10 protein-coding genes are annotated in these 17,135 nt (G+C 39.6%); all 10 read left to right on the top strand.

Translation table 11 applies throughout. The features are described 5' to 3' along the window. Window positions 1–344: 344 nt before the first annotated feature. Window positions 345–932, top strand: coding sequence for an RNA polymerase sigma factor (locus EDF66_RS06790; protein ID WP_165902395.1), 588 nt, complete (start codon window positions 345–347; stop codon window positions 930–932). Between the two features lie 50 nt (window positions 933–982). Next, window positions 983–2,140: a FecR family protein gene (locus tag EDF66_RS06785; protein WP_132841521.1), complete on the top strand. Its 1,158-nt coding sequence runs from the start codon at window positions 983–985 to the stop codon at window positions 2,138–2,140. Between the two features lie 153 nt (window positions 2,141–2,293). After that, window positions 2,294–5,587: a TonB-dependent receptor gene (locus EDF66_RS06780; RefSeq protein WP_165902394.1), complete on the top strand. Its 3,294-nt coding sequence runs from the start codon at window positions 2,294–2,296 to the stop codon at window positions 5,585–5,587. A 13-nt stretch (window positions 5,588–5,600) separates the two neighbouring features. Further along, window positions 5,601–7,079 carry a RagB/SusD family nutrient uptake outer membrane protein gene (locus EDF66_RS06775; protein ID WP_132841517.1) on the top strand — a complete coding sequence of 493 codons (1,479 nt, stop codon included), beginning with the start codon at window positions 5,601–5,603 and terminating at the stop codon, window positions 7,077–7,079. Continuing rightward, window positions 7,066–8,475 carry an alpha-L-fucosidase gene (locus EDF66_RS06770; RefSeq protein ID WP_132841516.1) on the top strand — a complete coding sequence of 470 codons (1,410 nt, stop codon included), beginning with the start codon at window positions 7,066–7,068 and terminating at the stop codon, window positions 8,473–8,475. The genes EDF66_RS06775 and EDF66_RS06770 overlap by 14 nt, the downstream gene beginning before the upstream one ends. Further along, window positions 8,462–10,012, top strand: coding sequence for a sulfatase (locus tag EDF66_RS06765; RefSeq protein WP_132841514.1), 1,551 nt, complete (start codon window positions 8,462–8,464; stop codon window positions 10,010–10,012). The genes EDF66_RS06770 and EDF66_RS06765 overlap by 14 nt, the downstream gene beginning before the upstream one ends. Before the next feature lie 400 nt (window positions 10,013–10,412). Continuing rightward, complete coding sequence (locus EDF66_RS06760; RefSeq protein ID WP_132841512.1) at window positions 10,413–11,402, top strand: LacI family DNA-binding transcriptional regulator; 990 nt, start codon at window positions 10,413–10,415, stop codon at window positions 11,400–11,402. A 177-nt stretch (window positions 11,403–11,579) separates the two neighbouring features. Then, window positions 11,580–12,428 (top strand): ROK family protein, encoded by an 849-nt coding sequence (locus tag EDF66_RS06755; RefSeq protein WP_132841511.1) that lies wholly within the window; start codon window positions 11,580–11,582, stop codon window positions 12,426–12,428. Further along, window positions 12,425–13,714 carry a sugar porter family MFS transporter gene (locus EDF66_RS06750; protein ID WP_132841509.1) on the top strand — a complete coding sequence of 430 codons (1,290 nt, stop codon included), beginning with the start codon at window positions 12,425–12,427 and terminating at the stop codon, window positions 13,712–13,714. Before EDF66_RS06755 ends, EDF66_RS06750 begins: the two co-directional genes overlap by 4 nt. A 252-nt stretch (window positions 13,715–13,966) precedes the next feature. Then, window positions 13,967–17,077 (top strand): SusC/RagA family TonB-linked outer membrane protein, encoded by a 3,111-nt coding sequence (locus EDF66_RS06745; protein WP_132841507.1) that lies wholly within the window; start codon window positions 13,967–13,969, stop codon window positions 17,075–17,077. The last annotated feature ends 58 nt before the right edge of the window (window positions 17,078–17,135 follow it).

The raw sequence follows: 17,135 nt of genomic DNA, 5'->3' as shown, positions 1-17,135 counted from the left end.
TATAAAATTTTGACAGATTAAACATCAAATATAAATTTTAAAGAAAAGAAAACTTACGTTTGAAGCTATTTAAATCATCTTTCAGTAATACATCCCTCTATTCAATATTTTTTTTAAAAAGAATCATAGACTACGCTGTGTCAATTTTAAAAAATTCATCGGAGGCAATTGACCGGCACCTCAATGTACTCAATTAAGCACAACACCATAGAAGCATACAAAATAGAGGACTTATTAAAAGAATTCAATAATTGCTCGATAAGATATTAAGGTTAAATGAATTTGTTATGTTTTGCAAAAAAATAAAACTAAATTCGTTCGTTATCATCAATTATTACCGGACTATGAACGACAATACTGTCATATTGCAAAAATTATCAGAGGATAATGAAACTTCTCTACAAAAGCTCTATGATCAATATGCACAAATGGTTTACCAATTTGCCTTTCAGATTCTTAAAGATGAAGCACATGCCACAGAAATTCTGCAAGATACATTTCTACAGTTATGGCAAAGTAGATCAAAATTAGATCATAACAGCAATATAAAAACATTCATCTATGTCATCTGTAGGAATAAATGTTTCAATAGACTAAAAGAAATCAAGAGACATCAGCGCTTATTTGAGCCTTTATCAGCTCAATCTCTTTACGAAGATTTCATCCATGATGATCCTTTATCAGAAACTGAAGTCAAGGAAGTCCTGGAATTAATAATCTGTAAACTTCCTCCTAGACAACAGCAAATTTTTAGACTGAGCCGATTTGATGGACTCTCGCACAATGAAATCGCTCAACAATTAGAAATTTCCAGTAATACAGTAAAAAATCATCTAGTGGCTGCTCTCAAATTTGTTAAAACAGAATTTAAGAATAACCATTTACTATCCTCTTTGCATTTTCCATTATTATTTTATTTTTTTTTCAAGTAGACTAGTCCTTCACCCTGTTGAAAGTTGTTCTTACATTAAAGACCAACACGATGATAACCAATTCTGAGCTTGAATATTTAGTTAAAAATTACATTGAAAATAACCTTACGCCTACAGAAGAAGGTATTTTAATCAAATTATTGACAGATTCCCCAACTGAGGAAACGCTTGAGCAATTTGATTTTTTTTATAATAAGTTTCATAAAACAATCCAGCTAGAAGAAGAAAAAAAAGATGCTGTCTGGCAAGAAATACATTCCCATTTAGGTGTACAAAAAAACTTCCAGTGGAGAAAATTATTGCCATATGCGGCTATTTTGATTGGATTATTATTGATTACCGGTATCATATTTAAGTATAATGATCATACAAAAATCGCTGCTGATAGACACGGCCATCTTACAACAGAACAGATCTTACTTCGAAAAAATAAAGGTACAATCTTAATATTAGATAGCCTTACTGGTAAATTTAAACCAATCGACCATTCCGTGTTCGATCGTTATGGTATTGCCAAAGATTCAAGTGATATCCTCACATTTAAAAACACCAATCAGCGTATTGCGTACCAAAACACGCTTTTAACCATAAGTACACATCCTGGCCAGGTGCAAAAAATAATTTTACCCGATGGTACTAAAGTCTGGATCAATAGCAATTCTCAACTATGCTTTCCTATACATTTCGACTCTAAAATAAGACAGGTTAGCCTAACCGGAGAGGCTTATTTTGAAGTCGCACATGTTCCATCGCAACCGTTTCGAGTACAAGGATCACACTATAATACAGAAGTATTGGGTACTCATTTCAATGTACAAAGTTATCCCGCTGGTTTAGAAAAGATAACACTGTTAGAAGGCAGGGTAAAAGTATCTAATCATAAAGGATCGGTTTACCTGTCCCCTGGTCAACAAGCATTAGGAACAGCAGACCAGCCCACAAAAATTAATGTAGACACCCTGGATGTACTTGCCTGGAAAAAGGGATATCTCACCTTTGACAATGTCAATCTGCAACAGCTCACAGCACAAATAAAAGAATGGTACGATGTAAAATTCATTATTATCAGAACAAAAAATCAAGATCGATTTTCTGGAACATACAAAAGAACAAACAGTTTAAGCGATTTATTAAAAAATATTGAAGCTGTATCAGATCTAAAATTTGATATAAAAGAAGGAGGACTATATGTAGAAAACAAACCTTAAAGAAAAAAACGGAAGTGCTACAACACTCCCGTCCATAGTTAAAAAGACCAATAAGACAAAAAATATTAATCAATTAACCTAACTCAAATGTATAAAACTTCTTATTCATTTCGGCATTCTGCGCTCAAGAATGTCGTCAAAATTATGATATATATGAAACTGATCATTTTGTTACTTATTATAGCATCGGTTCAAGTCAGTGCCAATAGTTACGGACAAAATGTGACTTTAGATGCAAAAAAAGAAACTTTTAAATCCATTCTCTCCAAGCTGAGAAAGCAAAGCGGAAAGGATTTCTTCTATAATTCCAGTCAAGTCAATGAACATCAACTGTTAACTTTATACATCAATAATAAGCCTTGGACTCAGGCATTGGAGATGCTGTTGGCCAAACAAACATTAACCTATAGTATTCGAGGTAATAATATATTGATACAGCGAAAAGATGCTGACAAGGAAAATCAGACAAGAACGCTATCCCTACAAAAACAAACACTAAAGGGGATTGTAACAAACAGTGCAAAAACTCCCATGGCTGGCGTTACTGTCCAACTGATCGGTACCGCAATCCATACAGCAACCAACGATCGTGGAGAGTTTCAGTTTGATCAGGCACCTCTTTCAGGAGAACTCCGTATTAATTTCATCGGGTATCAAGAACAACGAATTTCTTATCAGGGATCATCCCCCCTACAAATTACAATGATTGAAGAGGTAAAAACCATTGATGAAGTTGTTGTAATAGGTTATGGTGTTCAAAAGAAATCGGATCTTACAGGAGCTATCTCCGCTGTACAAGCTAAAGATTTCACACAAGGTGCTAACACGAATGCCCTGCAGCTTCTGAACGGTAAAGCTCCTGGCGTCACCATTAGTCAAACGAATTCCGCTCCAGGAGCCGGCACAAAAATTCAAGTTCGTGGAGCAGGATCGATCAATAGCAGCAATGATGCACTCATTGTTGTAGATGGATTACCAGGTATTGACCCCAGTAGTTTAAGCCCCGATGATATCGAATCAATTGATATCCTAAAAGACGCCTCCTCTGCTGCAATATACGGAACTCGAGCAGCAAGCGGTGTTGTACTGATTACCACAAAAAAAGGTAAATCAGGTGTACCCATCACTAAATATGATAGTTACGTTGGAATTCAAAATGTTGCTAAAAAAGTAGATGTACTCAATGGAAAACAATATATGGAAGTATTGAATGCCTTACGAACCGAAGGAGGAAAAGCATCAATTTTTACGGATGAACAAATCAATAACATAGGTGAAGGAACCAATTGGCAAAATGAAATATTTCAAAAAAATGCACTTGTTCAAAACCATCAGCTTAGCTTTTCTGGAGGTGCCGAACGAAGTACATTTTACACGGCATTAAACTATTTTAATCAAGACGGATTGGTCAAAAATTCAGGTTATAATAAATTAAATTTTAGAACTAATCTTGAATTTAAACCCAAAGATTATGTCAAATTCAATATCAATGCCAATTACACAAGAGGCAATCAAGAAGCCATCTACACCTCCACAGGAGTCAATGAAGCTGCTGGCCCTTTAAATTCGGCTATTCAATTTGATCCAACACTGCCTATAGGAAAAGATCAGAACAACCGATACTATCTTAATAACTTCATCGCGTTAGATAATCCACTTGCTCTAATTAATGGCATTGAGAATAACAACTTAAGCAATACTTTCTATGGCTTAGTGAGTGCTGAAATTAAACCTTTTACAGGCTTTACAACAACACTCCGACTCGGTGGAAGTACAGCCAACAGCATGAGTTCCAGTTACACCGATAGATCGACCATCAATGGACTTGGCAGCGGAGGAATAGGTTCTAAAAATGCGGTTAGTGGTTACCAATGGCTTGGTGAATTCTTGATGAATTACCAAAAGAAAGTTGGTCTACACGAGTTTAACCTTCTTGCAGGAACAACTTTCGAAGAGTTTCAAAGTGAAGGAGTGGGTGCTAGTTCAATGCGATTTTTATCGGATGTCACCTCATACAACCTGCTACAAAGTGGGGATGGTGACAAAAGCGATAATGTCAATTCATCCAAAAGCAGAAATAGATTAAATGGTGTATTGGGACGATTGAATTATAGCTTCAATAATCGCTATTTAATCACCGCTTCATTACGCTCGGATGGAACATCACGTTTCTCTGAAGAAAACAAGTTTGCTCTATTTCCTTCCGGTGCATTTGCCTGGAAACTTAGTGATGAAGAATTTCTAAACAATTGGAAAGAGAAAGGCAATGATCTTAAACTTCGGGTGGGCTATGGAAAACTCGGTAATCAAGGAATTGCCAATTATGCCACCATCAATACGCTGACAGCAAATGGCAGTGCAGTATTTGGTGGCATCATATACCAAGGTGTCGTACCTGCAAGATTGCCCAATAAAAACTTAAAATGGGAATCGACAGAAGAGATCAATCTCGGACTTGATTTTGGATTCTTTAACGGAAGGATCACCGGTTCCATTGATGCCTATAAAAGAAACACAAAAGACCAGCTGTTCAGTAAACCGATCTCTTCTGTAGTAGGGTTTAGTAGCTATATGGTCAATTTTGGGAATGTCGAAAACCGTGGTATCGATTTTCAGTTAAACAGTAAGAATATCGTACGCGAGCAATGGCAATGGAACAGTCTCTTTAATTTTGCTTTACTAAAAAATGAAGTTAAAGAACTGCCGGATTTCATCCCACAGCTAATCACAGGTAATATTGCTGGCTTTATCTCTAATTACCAACTTGTCGAAAAAGGAATTCCGATGTTATCTTTCTATGGTTTCGAAACAGAAGGTATTTTTCAAAATGAAGAAGAGGTCAAGAGTGGTGCACAGCCTAATGCAAAGCCAGGTCACATCCGTTTTAAAGATCAAAACCAAGATGGTAAAATTGATTTAAATGATCGGACTGTTTTAGGCAAGCCTTACCCCACGGTCAATCTGAGTCTATCCAATAATTTCCGTTACAAAAATCTGTCTATGGATTTTCTGCTTCAATATGTTGGCGGTATCAGCATGCTCGATGCCAATATTACGGAGACCTTATACCCAACAAATGAATACCGCAATCGACTGGCAGAATATTATTTAAACCGATGGACACCCGATAACCCTACGAATGAATATCCAAGCGGAGTCAACCCGACTGCCTATGGTGGTGATTATATCATCAACTCGATGACCGTTAGAGATGCTTCTTTCTTAAGGTTAAAAAACCTCAACTTCAATTACGAAGTTTTCAACAAAGGAAAGGCCATCAACCGTCTGAATATCTTTTTGGCAATGGAAAATTTAGCCACCTGGACAAGCTACAAAGGTTATGACCCGGACGCTAGTGCTACAGATAAAAGTTCGGTCTCCAAGGTCAGCTACAACAGCTATCCCCTAGCCCGCACCATACGATTAGGAATCAATCTTACACTTTAAAAAAAGCTACACAATGTCAACATTTAAACTAAAATATATCATTTTCCTTTGCCTTCCTTTTGTAAGTGTAGGCTGCAAATCATTTCTGAATGAAGAAGTATACACCGAATATGATCCCAATAAATTTCTAACGGATGCATCCGGAATTGATGCCCTCTTAACTGGAGCTTATGCCCAATCCCGGATCATTGGTTATGATCACCGAAACTATACCTATATGATGAACGAATTCAACACTGATATCACCTTTGAAACAGGTGGCGGACTTGAAAAAGATGCCGTTCCTTTTATTCAGTTCAACTGGTCGGTCAACAATAGCTTTTTAAACTCATTTTGGGATAAAATGTATAAAGCGATCGCCAGTTCAAATTCTGTCATTGTTTTAACAGACCAATTAAATACACTCGATCAAGAGAAAAGAAACAAAATCCAAGCAGAAGCAAAGTTTATCAGATCGTCATCTTATTACTTTTTATACAATCTTTTTGGTCCCACACCTTTGATTGATATACCGCCAAATGCCACACCGCAAGAAATCGAAGAAATAGGGAAATCAACAAAAAGACCTAATGCAGAAACTTTTGTCAACTACATGGTTAGTGATCTCGAATTTGCTAAACAGCATTTACCGCTTGTAGAAAGCCCAATAGGTCGCGCAACAAAAGGTGCTGCGCTAGGCTATCTCATGAAAATATATCTAAAAGAAAAAAATTGGAATAAAGTAAGTGAAACAACGCAAGAAATCATCCAGCTCAAACAATATGAATTATATAATAACTACACGAGACTGTTTGCTATTGAAGGTGAAGGCAACAAGGAATATATCTTCAGAGCTCCTTGTATTGCACAATCCGGGTATCAAAATAACTACATGGCCCATACCTTTCCTCCCAATTATCCGATCCTGACAAATTGGGTAAACTTTGGTGCACAGTTCCGAACCTATAGTGCTTTTTACAAAACATTTGAAGCAACAGATAAACGACGTGAGTTGCTCATCAGAAATTATACAGATATTTCAGGCAAAAACATCGAGTTGCTTGAAGACAAAAACGGAAAGCACTTGGATGATGTCCGTAGCTTCAAATATTGGCCAGATCCGAATGGTGTTGGTGAAAATATGGGTAATGATATTGTTTACATTCGTTACGCCGATGTCTTACTAAGTCGGGCCGAAGCATTAAACGAACTAAATGGACCAAATCAGGAAAGCATAGATCTCATCAATCAAGTTCGAGGACGAGTTCAGGCAAGTTTAATACAACTGAGCCACTATCCATCCAAAGAAACTTTGAGAGACTTTTTACTGGCCGAAAGAGGTAGAGAATTTTTCTCAGAAGGTTTACGCCGTGAAGATCTGATCAGACATAACAAATTTATTCAATCGGCGCGCGACCGTGGTTTTGCAGCAAAAGATTACCAGATCCTATTTCCGATTCCATTGCAACAAATTGATGCTAACCCAAATCTAAGTCAAAATGAAGGTTACTAAACTGATCAGGAGCATATGTCAATTTGTGCTACTGTGTTATTTTAATAGCACGATAGCGCAGGTAGTGGCACAAGAAATTCCAATTCCTAACGCCCAGCAATTGGCTTGGCAACAGGCAGAGCTGGGTGTCGTATTTCATTATGACATCCATGTGTTTGACAATAAACCTTACAATCAAGCAGATAACAGAATTACTCCGATTTCCAATATTCATCTTTTTAAACCAGCACATCTTGATGTCGAACAATGGGTTATCAGTGCAAAAGAAGCAGGAGCTAAATTTGCCATCATAACAGCAACCCATGAAACGGGATTTGCCCTCTATCCATCCAAAGCCAACCCCTACAATACAAGTGCCCTAGGATGGAAAAACGGAAAAGAGGATCTCGTCGGAGATTTTATCAAAGCCTGTAGAAAACACGATATTAAACCGGGAGTATATCTCGGTATCCGATGGAATTCTTATCTCGGCATTCACGATTTTAAGGCCATCGGTACAGGAGCAGTTCAAGTAAAACGTCAACAAGATTACAACGAAATGGTTGAAAAGATGGTAACAGAAATCTGTACCTGGTACGGTCCTTTATTTGAAATCTGGTTTGACGGTGGCGCTAGCAGTCCAGATAAAGGAGCACCCAATGTGTTGCCTATTGTTAAAAAATATCAGCCGAACAGTTTATTCTATCACAATGACCAATTAGCCGAAGCACGATGGGGCGGTTCCGAGACAGGTGCCGTCAACTACCCCTGTTGGTCAACATTCCCCTTTCCATATACAGGGGCAGGGGAAAGTGCACCTGAAGCCATTTACAAAAATGGTTATGCCCTTCTCAAAACAGGAGATCCAGATGGTTCTTATTTTATGCCAGCAATGGCAGATGCCCCACTTCGTGGCACTGGCGGAAGACATGAATGGTTTTGGGAACCAGGTGATGAAAAAACAATCTATCCTCTATCTGATTTGATGGACATTTACCGGAAATCTGTGGGACGCAATGCCACATTGATCCTTGGTGTTACTCCTGATACCTCTGGATTAGTACCAGGCCCAGATCGCTTAAGACTACAGGAATTGGGGAATGAAATAAAAAGACAATATGGGATTCCAATAAAAAACACAAGCTTACAGAAATCATTAATCAAATTTGAAAAATTACAAGTGGTACAGCAGCTTATCTTAGCTGAAGATCTCAGTTACGGCCAACGTATCCGTTCATTCCATATCGATGCCAAGACGAAAACAGGCTGGAAGACTATTTTCACGGGCACATCAATCGGACAAAAATGTATCATTTCACTTGAGCACGGCTTGAATTGTACCGAGATCAAATTACATATCGATCATGCTATTGGCAGTCCAAAAATTATTAATTTCAATGCTTATGACACTTTTTAAAAATAAATCAGCATTCTTAGCCGTACTGTTAATTACGTGCATCCAAATGGGACAAGCCCAGCAACAGGAAAAACCCAATATTGTGGTCTTTTTTGTCGATGATCTGGGGTGGCAGGATACTTCAGAACCCTTTTATAAAGAGAAAACCCCGATTAATAAACTATTCCATACCCCTCACATTGAGGCTCTGGCACAGGATGCCGTCAAATTTACAGATGCCTATGCTACCCCAGTCTGTACACCATCGCGTGTGAGTTTTTTAACAGGCCTCAATGCCGCGCATCATAAGGTTACCAACTGGACGAATCCGAAGGCAAACACAGCAACCGACAATCCAGATGAGCTATTAACACCGCCAGATTGGAATATCAATGGTCTAAGCCCAATTCCCGATGTGCCAAAAACCATTTATGCAACTCCTTTTCCGAGTATATTAAAAGAACATGGCTATTATACTATCCATATCGGAAAAGCGCACTGGGGAGCCGCCGGCACACCTGGATCTAGCCCTCTAAATCTGGGTTTTATGGTCAATGTCGCTGGCCACGCAGCTGGACATCCGCAGAACTATTATGGTGAAAAAAATTATGGAAATATCGCTGGGAAAGCAAGCTACCAAGCTGTTCCAGACCTGATGGAATACCACGGTACTTCTACTTTCTTAACAGAAGCATTAACACAGGAGGCATTGAAAGCGATCAAGGAACCGATCAGACGTAAGGAACCATTTTTCTTACATTTTTCTAATTATGCAGTCCATGTCCCTATACAGCCCGATCCTCGCTTTGTTCAAAAATATTTGGAAATGGGTTTAGATTCGACAGAAGCAGCCTACTCTTCCTTGGTGGAAGGATATGATAAAAGTATAGGCGATATTGTGAAGTTCTTAAAAGATCAAGGTGTATATGACAATACAGTCATTGTTTTTATCAGTGACAATGGTGGACTGAGTTTACAACCCATGCGCACAGGACCAAGCCATACACAAAACCTTCCGTTAAAAGCTGGCAAAGGTTCGCTTTATGAAGGCGGCATACGTGTGCCCCTATTGATTAAAAATGTCGGACAGCACGAACGTAAGATCAACCATAATCCAGTGATCATTGAAGATTTATTTCCAACAATTTTAGATCTAGCAAAAATTGACAAATACCAAGTCATTCAACGAAAATTAGATGGCCAAAGTTTAGTTGAATTACTGACAGGGGCCGATGAAAATGATAATTGGAAAAATAGATCGCTCATCTGGAATATACCAAATAAGTGGACCGTACCCGATGGACCAGCTATTAATTTCTTTTCAGCTATCCGTCAAGGTGATTATAAACTACTTTACGACATGAAAAATGGTAAAGTAGAATTATACGACCTGAGCAAAGACATTGGTGAAAAAAATAATCTAGCAGAGAAAATGAAGAGCAAGACAAAAGCGCTGAGCACCTTGCTCTCTGAACAATTAAAAAGGTGGAACGCACAATTACCAACATATAAAAGTAATGGATCACAGGTTCCATATCCCGATCAGATAAAACTATAAGTTTATCCTTAAATACTTAGCGCAATCCCACTGGAGCTTTTACTACTACAGATCTGGTGGGATTACCTTATATTTATTTCGTCGGCTAATTAGATAGATTCTGTACAATTTTTCCAAAATCTAAAAAAACCTGATTCAATTGCATTTAATAACTCCACTTTACTATTAAGCAGAACCTATTCTTTCAAAAACAACATCATTTTTAAGTTTTTACTGTTAAGCTTCTAGTAATACTGTACCTTCAAATAGGCAACTCAATATTATATAGTCTAATTTCCAAACAGTAATTTTCAGGACTAATGAAAATGATAATAATTTTTAAATTTAGTTTACTCCCTGTTTCCATTTCTTAATAAATGATATAAAATATGTACTTTGGCTTCAATAAAATTTGGTACATATGTCCATCAGTGAAATTGCAAAACATTTAAACGTATCCAAATCGACCGTTTCATTGGTCATCAATGGAAAAGCAGAGAAAAGCAGGATCAGTAAAGTACTCACAAAACGTGTTTTAGATTATATTGAAGAAATTGGTTACAAGCCAAATGCATTAGCGAAAAGCTTAGCAACAGGCAAATCTCGGACCATTGGTCTCATCGTTGAAAACATCGGTGACTCATTCTTTGGTCCAATAGCCTTGTACATTGAAGAATATTTACGCAAGTACGAATATCAAGTACTTTACAGCAGTACTATGGGCAATAATAAACTTGCTGCTGAAATCATACAGACCATGATCGATAAGCAAGTTGATGGCTTAATTCTGGCGCCCACAGACCATATCGAGAAAGAAGTAAAACGCATCGTCGACAGCAATACACCTATTGTGCTGTTCGACCGAAAGATCTTGGGCATTGACGCCAATTATGTGGGCACCAATAATTATGAAGCCAGCAGCACGGCAATTCAACATCTTTTAGAACAGGGATACCGGAACATCGGAATGGTCACCATCAATTCGCAACAACCGCAAATGCAGGATAGACTACAGGCCTACCTCACCACGCTCGATCAGCATAGCCTGAAGCCACATGTGTGTTTAACCAGTTTCAGCGAAAAAAAAGAACATGGTTGGAAAGAGATACGCGAATGGTTAGACAAAAATGCGCATCTTGATGCGCTTTATTTTAGTACCAATTACCTCTGTGTGATGGGTATAAAAGCCCTTCAAAATCTTCAAAACGAACGTCAATTAGCCTTCATCACTTTCGATGACCACGAAATATTTGAACTCGTACAACCACCAGTTTCCTGTATCCGCCAGCCTCTGGAAAAAATCGCAAAAAGTATCGTACACATGCTCATGACCCAATTAACGGCCAAAGAAAAGTGTATTGCAGAAGATATTATCCCTTCAGAATTACAAATCCGAAAAAGTTCTTTGTAAAAAAATTGGAGAATTTATTTTAATTCTCTAGTTTTACAAAAATAGCAAAACCGGTTTTGCTAATTATTCTTAATCAACCATTATAAATCATGCTTACTCAAATAAACTTGGAGAACTCCTGTTGCCTTATGATCGGCAATCCCTACTTCCTTTTCATGGCTCAACAAATACTGCACTATGAAAGATAACATTACAATCTGTATCGATATCGGCGGTTCACACCTGACGGCAGCATCCCTTAAAAAAGAAGGAAAACAATATTTTCCCATCAAAGAGATGCAAGGTGATGTGGACAGTGCAGCAAGCCGTGATATTATTTTAGCGCAGTGGGACCAAATCATCCAATCGGTCTGGAACAGGGAACATGAAAAAATTGATGCCATGATCGTCTCTATTCCAGGACCTTTTGATTATGAAAATGGGATCTGCCTGATGGACGGCATGCATAAGTATCAGTCCCTATTGCAGATGGATATCAAATCTCATTTTATGAAACAATATGGTATCTATGGAGAAAATATCAAATTTATCAACGATGCAAAAGCATTTCTACTGGGCGAACTTTATCACCATAACCTGCAAGACAAACGGATTGCAGGTCTAAGTCTTGGGACAGGTTTAGGATCGGCTTTTTACACCGACAAACAGGTCAGCGACCTAAATTATGGGTCGGCACCATTCCGTACAGGTATAGCCGAAGATTTTATCTCCACCAGAGGTATACTTTCGCATCTCAAGCAAAATGGAACAGATGGAATAGCGCATATCAAAGCGCTGGTCGACAACGAAAAATTGATTCAGGAACGGACAGCAGCCTTTTCATTTCTTGCAGAAGCCTTAGTCGATTTTATCAAACTCCACATCCTTACGCTTAAACCAGAAGGGTTGATTTTAGGGGGAAGCATTGCCAAATCGCATCACCTTTTTCTCCCGGCCGTTCAAAAAGAAATCAACATGCCCATATATGTTGCCTCATTTAATAGCTGGAATTTATTTTTAGGATTAGCAACCTCACTTAGCTTATGAAAAATGTTTGGAAGTTTTCATTAATAGCTGCCCTAGGCGGCTTTTTATTCGGTTTTGAAACTGCAGTAATTTCAGGTGCCGAACAGATCATTCAAAAACTGTGGCAACTCGATGCTTTCTGGCATGGACTGACAGTTTCCATATCACTAATCGGAACCATCGTGGGCGCTATTGTCGCTGGCCGTTTTTCAGAACGTTACGGCCGAAAACCCGTCCTGAGCGCCATCGCACTTTTATATCTGCTCTCGGCCGTTGGCTGTGGTGCTTCCCCTTTTTGGAGCTTGTTTCTACTCTTTAGATTCCTAGGAGGCCTAGCCGTTGGTATCAGTTCGGTGGTCGGACCTGTTTATATTTCCGAAATATCACCGGCCAAAGACCGAGGTAAATTAACAGGGCTCTTTCAGATTATGATCGTAAGTGGGATACTTGTGGCTTATTGTACCAATTTTCTTTTTGCAGATACCGGGGATCATGCTTGGCGGTATATGCTTGCCATCATGGCTTTACCTGCCGGAATCTTTTACGTACTCCTGAAAAAAATTCCAGAAAGCCCACGTTGGCTCGCTTTACATCGCAATATCGATGAAGCAAATGCCGTATTCCATACACTGGGACAACCGGCTCTGACACAAACGCAGCAGACCGAAAATACCCGTAATTCACCTTCTCTATGGCAGAAGAAGTATTATAAACCGATTGCTTTTGCCGTACTTCTCGCATTTTTTAATCAGATGACCGGTATCAACGCGATCCTGTATTACGCTCCCCGCATCTTTGAAATCGCAGGTTTTGAAGCACAGCTCAGTTACCTCCAACCGATCTTTATTGGAGGCACCAATGTGGTATTCACCTTTCTAGGCATGAGTATCATTGACAAATTTGGTAGAAAAAAATTACTCTTGACAGGAGCAGTGGGCATGTTTATATTCCTAATGCTTACCGCTTTCGGTCTCAAATCAGGCCATTCCACCTATCTCTTGTTTTATATCATTGGCTTTATTGGAGCATTTGCACTATCGCAAGGCGCTGTAATCTGGGTATTTCTTGCAGAAATATTTCCTAATGAAATACGCGCCAAAGGTTCTTCACTCGGAAGCACGACACATTGGATATTTGCCGCTATCATTTCCTGGATATTTCCTGTTATCGTAGAAGGAGGAGAAAATGGCGGATTCTATATTTTTCTCTTTTATGGAATAATGGTAGTTCTATCCTTTATTTTCATCCTATTCCTTCCTGAAACAAAAGGCAAAACCCTAGAAGGTATTGATCAGAATACGAACTAACATACCCATAAACAGAAAAAGGGGCAACATACATGTTGCCCCTTTTTTATTATCAATTTTTTCGGTCTTTTTCGCCTGTACATGTAGATCGATATCCTTTTACTCTTTATCGAAATACGTTTTTCAAAAAAAATATTCAAAATAATAGGTTATTTCAATAATATATTTAAATTTGTTAAACCGGTTTAGTTATACAGCAAACACGGTTTAGCAATCTAGCTAAAATAACCAACATATAAACTTTTATTCACTATGATTAAAAAGTCAAAATTATTCCTGGTTTCAGGTATACTGCTATTTGGGCATGCCCCTTATATAGCAATATCGAAACCTACTTTCCTCAAATGGACGGCTGCCCAGCAAGCTGTGCAGGGGAAAGTCATCGATGAAAACGGCAAGCCTATTCAGGGAGCTACCGTACTTTTGCTTGGAACCACCACAACAGTGGTAACGAATCCAGAAGGAAGCTTTTCCGTGCCTGGAAAAATTGGAGACCGCATTCGTGTCACCTACATAGGCTACCAAAATGTTGAAATGCGCATCGAAAGCAATGTCATCAGCGTTCAGATGACTGCAGACAGTCAATCGCTCGACGAAGTGATTGTGGTCGGTTACGGCACTACAACCCGTAGATCTGTTGTAGGGGCAGTAGATCAGATCAATGCCAAAGCCATTGAAAACAGACCTGTTGCCAACGTTACCCAGGCGCTACAGGGTGCCTCTCCAAGTCTCAACATCCAGCAACGAAGCATGGATCCCAATGACAACACCATGAACATCAACATCAGGGGGATTTCCACCATGAACAGTAACGGCCCACTGGTTGTCATCGACGGTCTGATCTCTGAATCCGGAGCACTCAACAAACTCAATCCAGCAGATATAGAAAGCGTATCTGTACTAAAGGATGCCGGTTCAGCGGCCATTTACGGTTCCAGATCAGCAAACGGAGTATTGCTTGTGACAACAAAATCGGGAGTAAAGAACCGGGCACCACGCGTTACTCTATCTGCGATGGCCGGTATTCAAGATCCTAAAATCCTTTTTTCCCCTATTGCAGGCTACCAAAATGCCACCTTGAAAAATCTTGCCCTAACAAATATTGGTTCAGACCCGGAATTCACTCCCGATCAGATCATGGATCTCTACAACCATCGCGATGAGGAAGAATGGAATTATGACCGGATCATGCAGACTGCCCTGCAGCAAAATCATAATGTCTCCATTTCTGGTGGTGGTGAGCATTCGACCTATCTTTTCTCTGGAGGCTATCTCAATCAACGGAGCAATTTTGTCGGTAACAAAGACTATGGAATCGAACGCTTCAACCTACGTTCCAACCTCAGCAATGAATTTGGAATCTTCAAATTAAGTAGTATTTTGGCCTATTCCAGAAATAACGGACTGAACACGACAGCTGGCAATGCCATCATCAATTCCTCCCGTATCCCCTCCTACTATTATTATAGGATGCAGGCCGACAATGGTCGCTACCTGATCAATAATGCGCTGACCGATCAGAATCCCTTAGCCGAATTAAGAGAAGGTGGATACCAGAAGAAAGACAATGATTATTTCAATGCCAACATTGCGTTGGATGTGAAACTCATGGAAGGTTTGAAATTACGCGGGGTTTTCGGTGCAGAACTCACTTCAGATCACCGCTACATCCGACGGATTCAGGTCCCGCTGTATTCCAGTGCGGACGCAGAAAAACCTTTGGTATATGTCAATTCAACCCGTAATACCGAAGACTTTAATGAAAAAGTGTCCATGCTCAACTATCAATTGTTATTGGATTACAACCGCACCTTTGGCGATCATGAATTCAAAGGTCTTTTCGGGGCTACCAATGAGTCTTTTACCCGCCGGCAAAATGAAATCAAATTGCAGTTCACCGATCCGATCTTAGGTACACCAACCACAGGAACCATCATCGATCCTTCCAGTAGAACCACACCCGAAGGCACCGAAGAGACGAGCATTACATCACTCATCGGAAGACTAAACTATGCGTATGCCCAACGTTATTTTATGGAAGCCTCTTTCCGTTACGACGGCTCTTCCAAATTTGCCAAGCATAACCGCTGGGGCTTCTTCCCATCGCTATCGCTCGGCTGGCGCATCTCGGAAGAGGGTTTTATGGAATCCTATAAAGAACGTGTCGGTGATCTAAAACTCCGTTCTTCATACGGTATATTGGGAAATCAAGATATTCCTCCTTATCAGTACCTCACCCGCTATACACCGGTCAATAACAGTTACGGCTTCAACAACGAAGCTGTCAGTGGAGCTGGGTTTACTTATGCCAATGAAGACCTGCGCTGGGAAAAAACGCATAATTTCAATATCGGATTAGATGCCTCATTCTTTCATAACAGTCTGACCGCCAGCTTCGATTATTTCCATAAAAATACAAGTGATATCCTCATCACTCCAACGATTCCATCAACATTTGGAACGGGACCTGCCAAGACTAATATTGGAAAGATGAAAAATCAAGGATGGGAATTTGTACTGTCCTACAGAACGAAAACCGGTGAATTCCATCATAATTTCATGGCAAACATTGGAGACTCACACAATGAGGTGACTTATTTTGAAGGAAAAGAGCAGTTCTCCGAATCCGACCGCATCCGAAAAATAGTACGCGAAGGACTACCTTTTAATTCCTATTACGGTTATAAAGTTCAGAACTATTTCAAAAATATACAAGAAATTGAAACCGCAGCATTACCAGTTGGCGTTGCCGCTTCGGATTTGCAACCTGGTGACGTCCGCTATATTGACCGCAATAATGATGGTGTCATAGATTCCAAAGACCGATTTGTCTTGGGCAATGCCTTTCCTCGTTACACCTTTGGATTTACATACGACCTCACTTACAAAAACATCGATTTCAGCATGTTCTGGCAAGGTGTGGGCAGTAGGGATATGATGGTAAGGGGCGAATTGGTCGAGCCGTTCCACGAGAACTACTCCTATGCCATCTATCAGCACCAGCTCGATTATTGGACACCGACCAATACGGGAGCAGCATGGCCAAGGCTCACGGCCGCAGGCTCAGCATCGACTACGAACAATTACCAAACGGAATCAGATATCTTCTTATTCAACGGTAAGTATGCCAGACTGAAAAACCTGCAGATCGGCTATTCCTTGTCATCGAACTTCGCAAGCCGCCTGCATCTGCAAAAAGCACGGATATTTGTGAACGCCCAAAATCTGCTGACACTGAGTCTCAACTCCTGGATCGATCCGGAATCTTCAGAATTTGATGGCAACATGTCAGGGGCAGCAAACAGCGGACGAAACTACCCGACATTAAAATATTACGGTTTAGGAATAGATATTCAGTTTTAAAAATAAGAACATGAACAAAATTTTAAAAATGATGGGTATTACTGGTTTCGTGGTGGCT

The organism is Sphingobacterium sp. JUb20 (assembly GCF_004342035.1).
Classification (GTDB): Bacteria; Bacteroidota; Bacteroidia; order Sphingobacteriales; family Sphingobacteriaceae; genus Sphingobacterium; species Sphingobacterium anhuiense.
The sequence above is the reverse complement of the archived record's forward strand: the minus strand, read 5'-3'. Positions and strand labels throughout refer to the sequence as shown.

Coding starts and splice junctions, on each gene's coding strand:
- EDF66_RS06790 (WP_165902395.1), top strand. CDS start 345: ATGAACGACAATACTGTCATATTGCAAAAATTATCAGAGGATAATGAA.
- EDF66_RS06780 (WP_165902394.1), top strand. CDS start 2,294: ATGAAACTGATCATTTTGTTACTTATTATAGCATCGGTTCAAGTCAGT.
- EDF66_RS06775 (WP_132841517.1), top strand. CDS start 5,601: ATGTCAACATTTAAACTAAAATATATCATTTTCCTTTGCCTTCCTTTT.
- EDF66_RS06755 (WP_132841511.1), top strand. CDS start 11,580: ATGAAAGATAACATTACAATCTGTATCGATATCGGCGGTTCACACCTG.
- EDF66_RS06760 (WP_132841512.1), top strand. CDS start 10,413: ATGTCCATCAGTGAAATTGCAAAACATTTAAACGTATCCAAATCGACC.
- EDF66_RS06750 (WP_132841509.1), top strand. CDS start 12,425: ATGAAAAATGTTTGGAAGTTTTCATTAATAGCTGCCCTAGGCGGCTTT.
- EDF66_RS06745 (WP_132841507.1), top strand. CDS start 13,967: ATGATTAAAAAGTCAAAATTATTCCTGGTTTCAGGTATACTGCTATTT.
- EDF66_RS06785 (WP_132841521.1), top strand. CDS start 983: ATGATAACCAATTCTGAGCTTGAATATTTAGTTAAAAATTACATTGAA.
- EDF66_RS06765 (WP_132841514.1), top strand. CDS start 8,462: ATGACACTTTTTAAAAATAAATCAGCATTCTTAGCCGTACTGTTAATT.
- EDF66_RS06770 (WP_132841516.1), top strand. CDS start 7,066: ATGAAGGTTACTAAACTGATCAGGAGCATATGTCAATTTGTGCTACTG.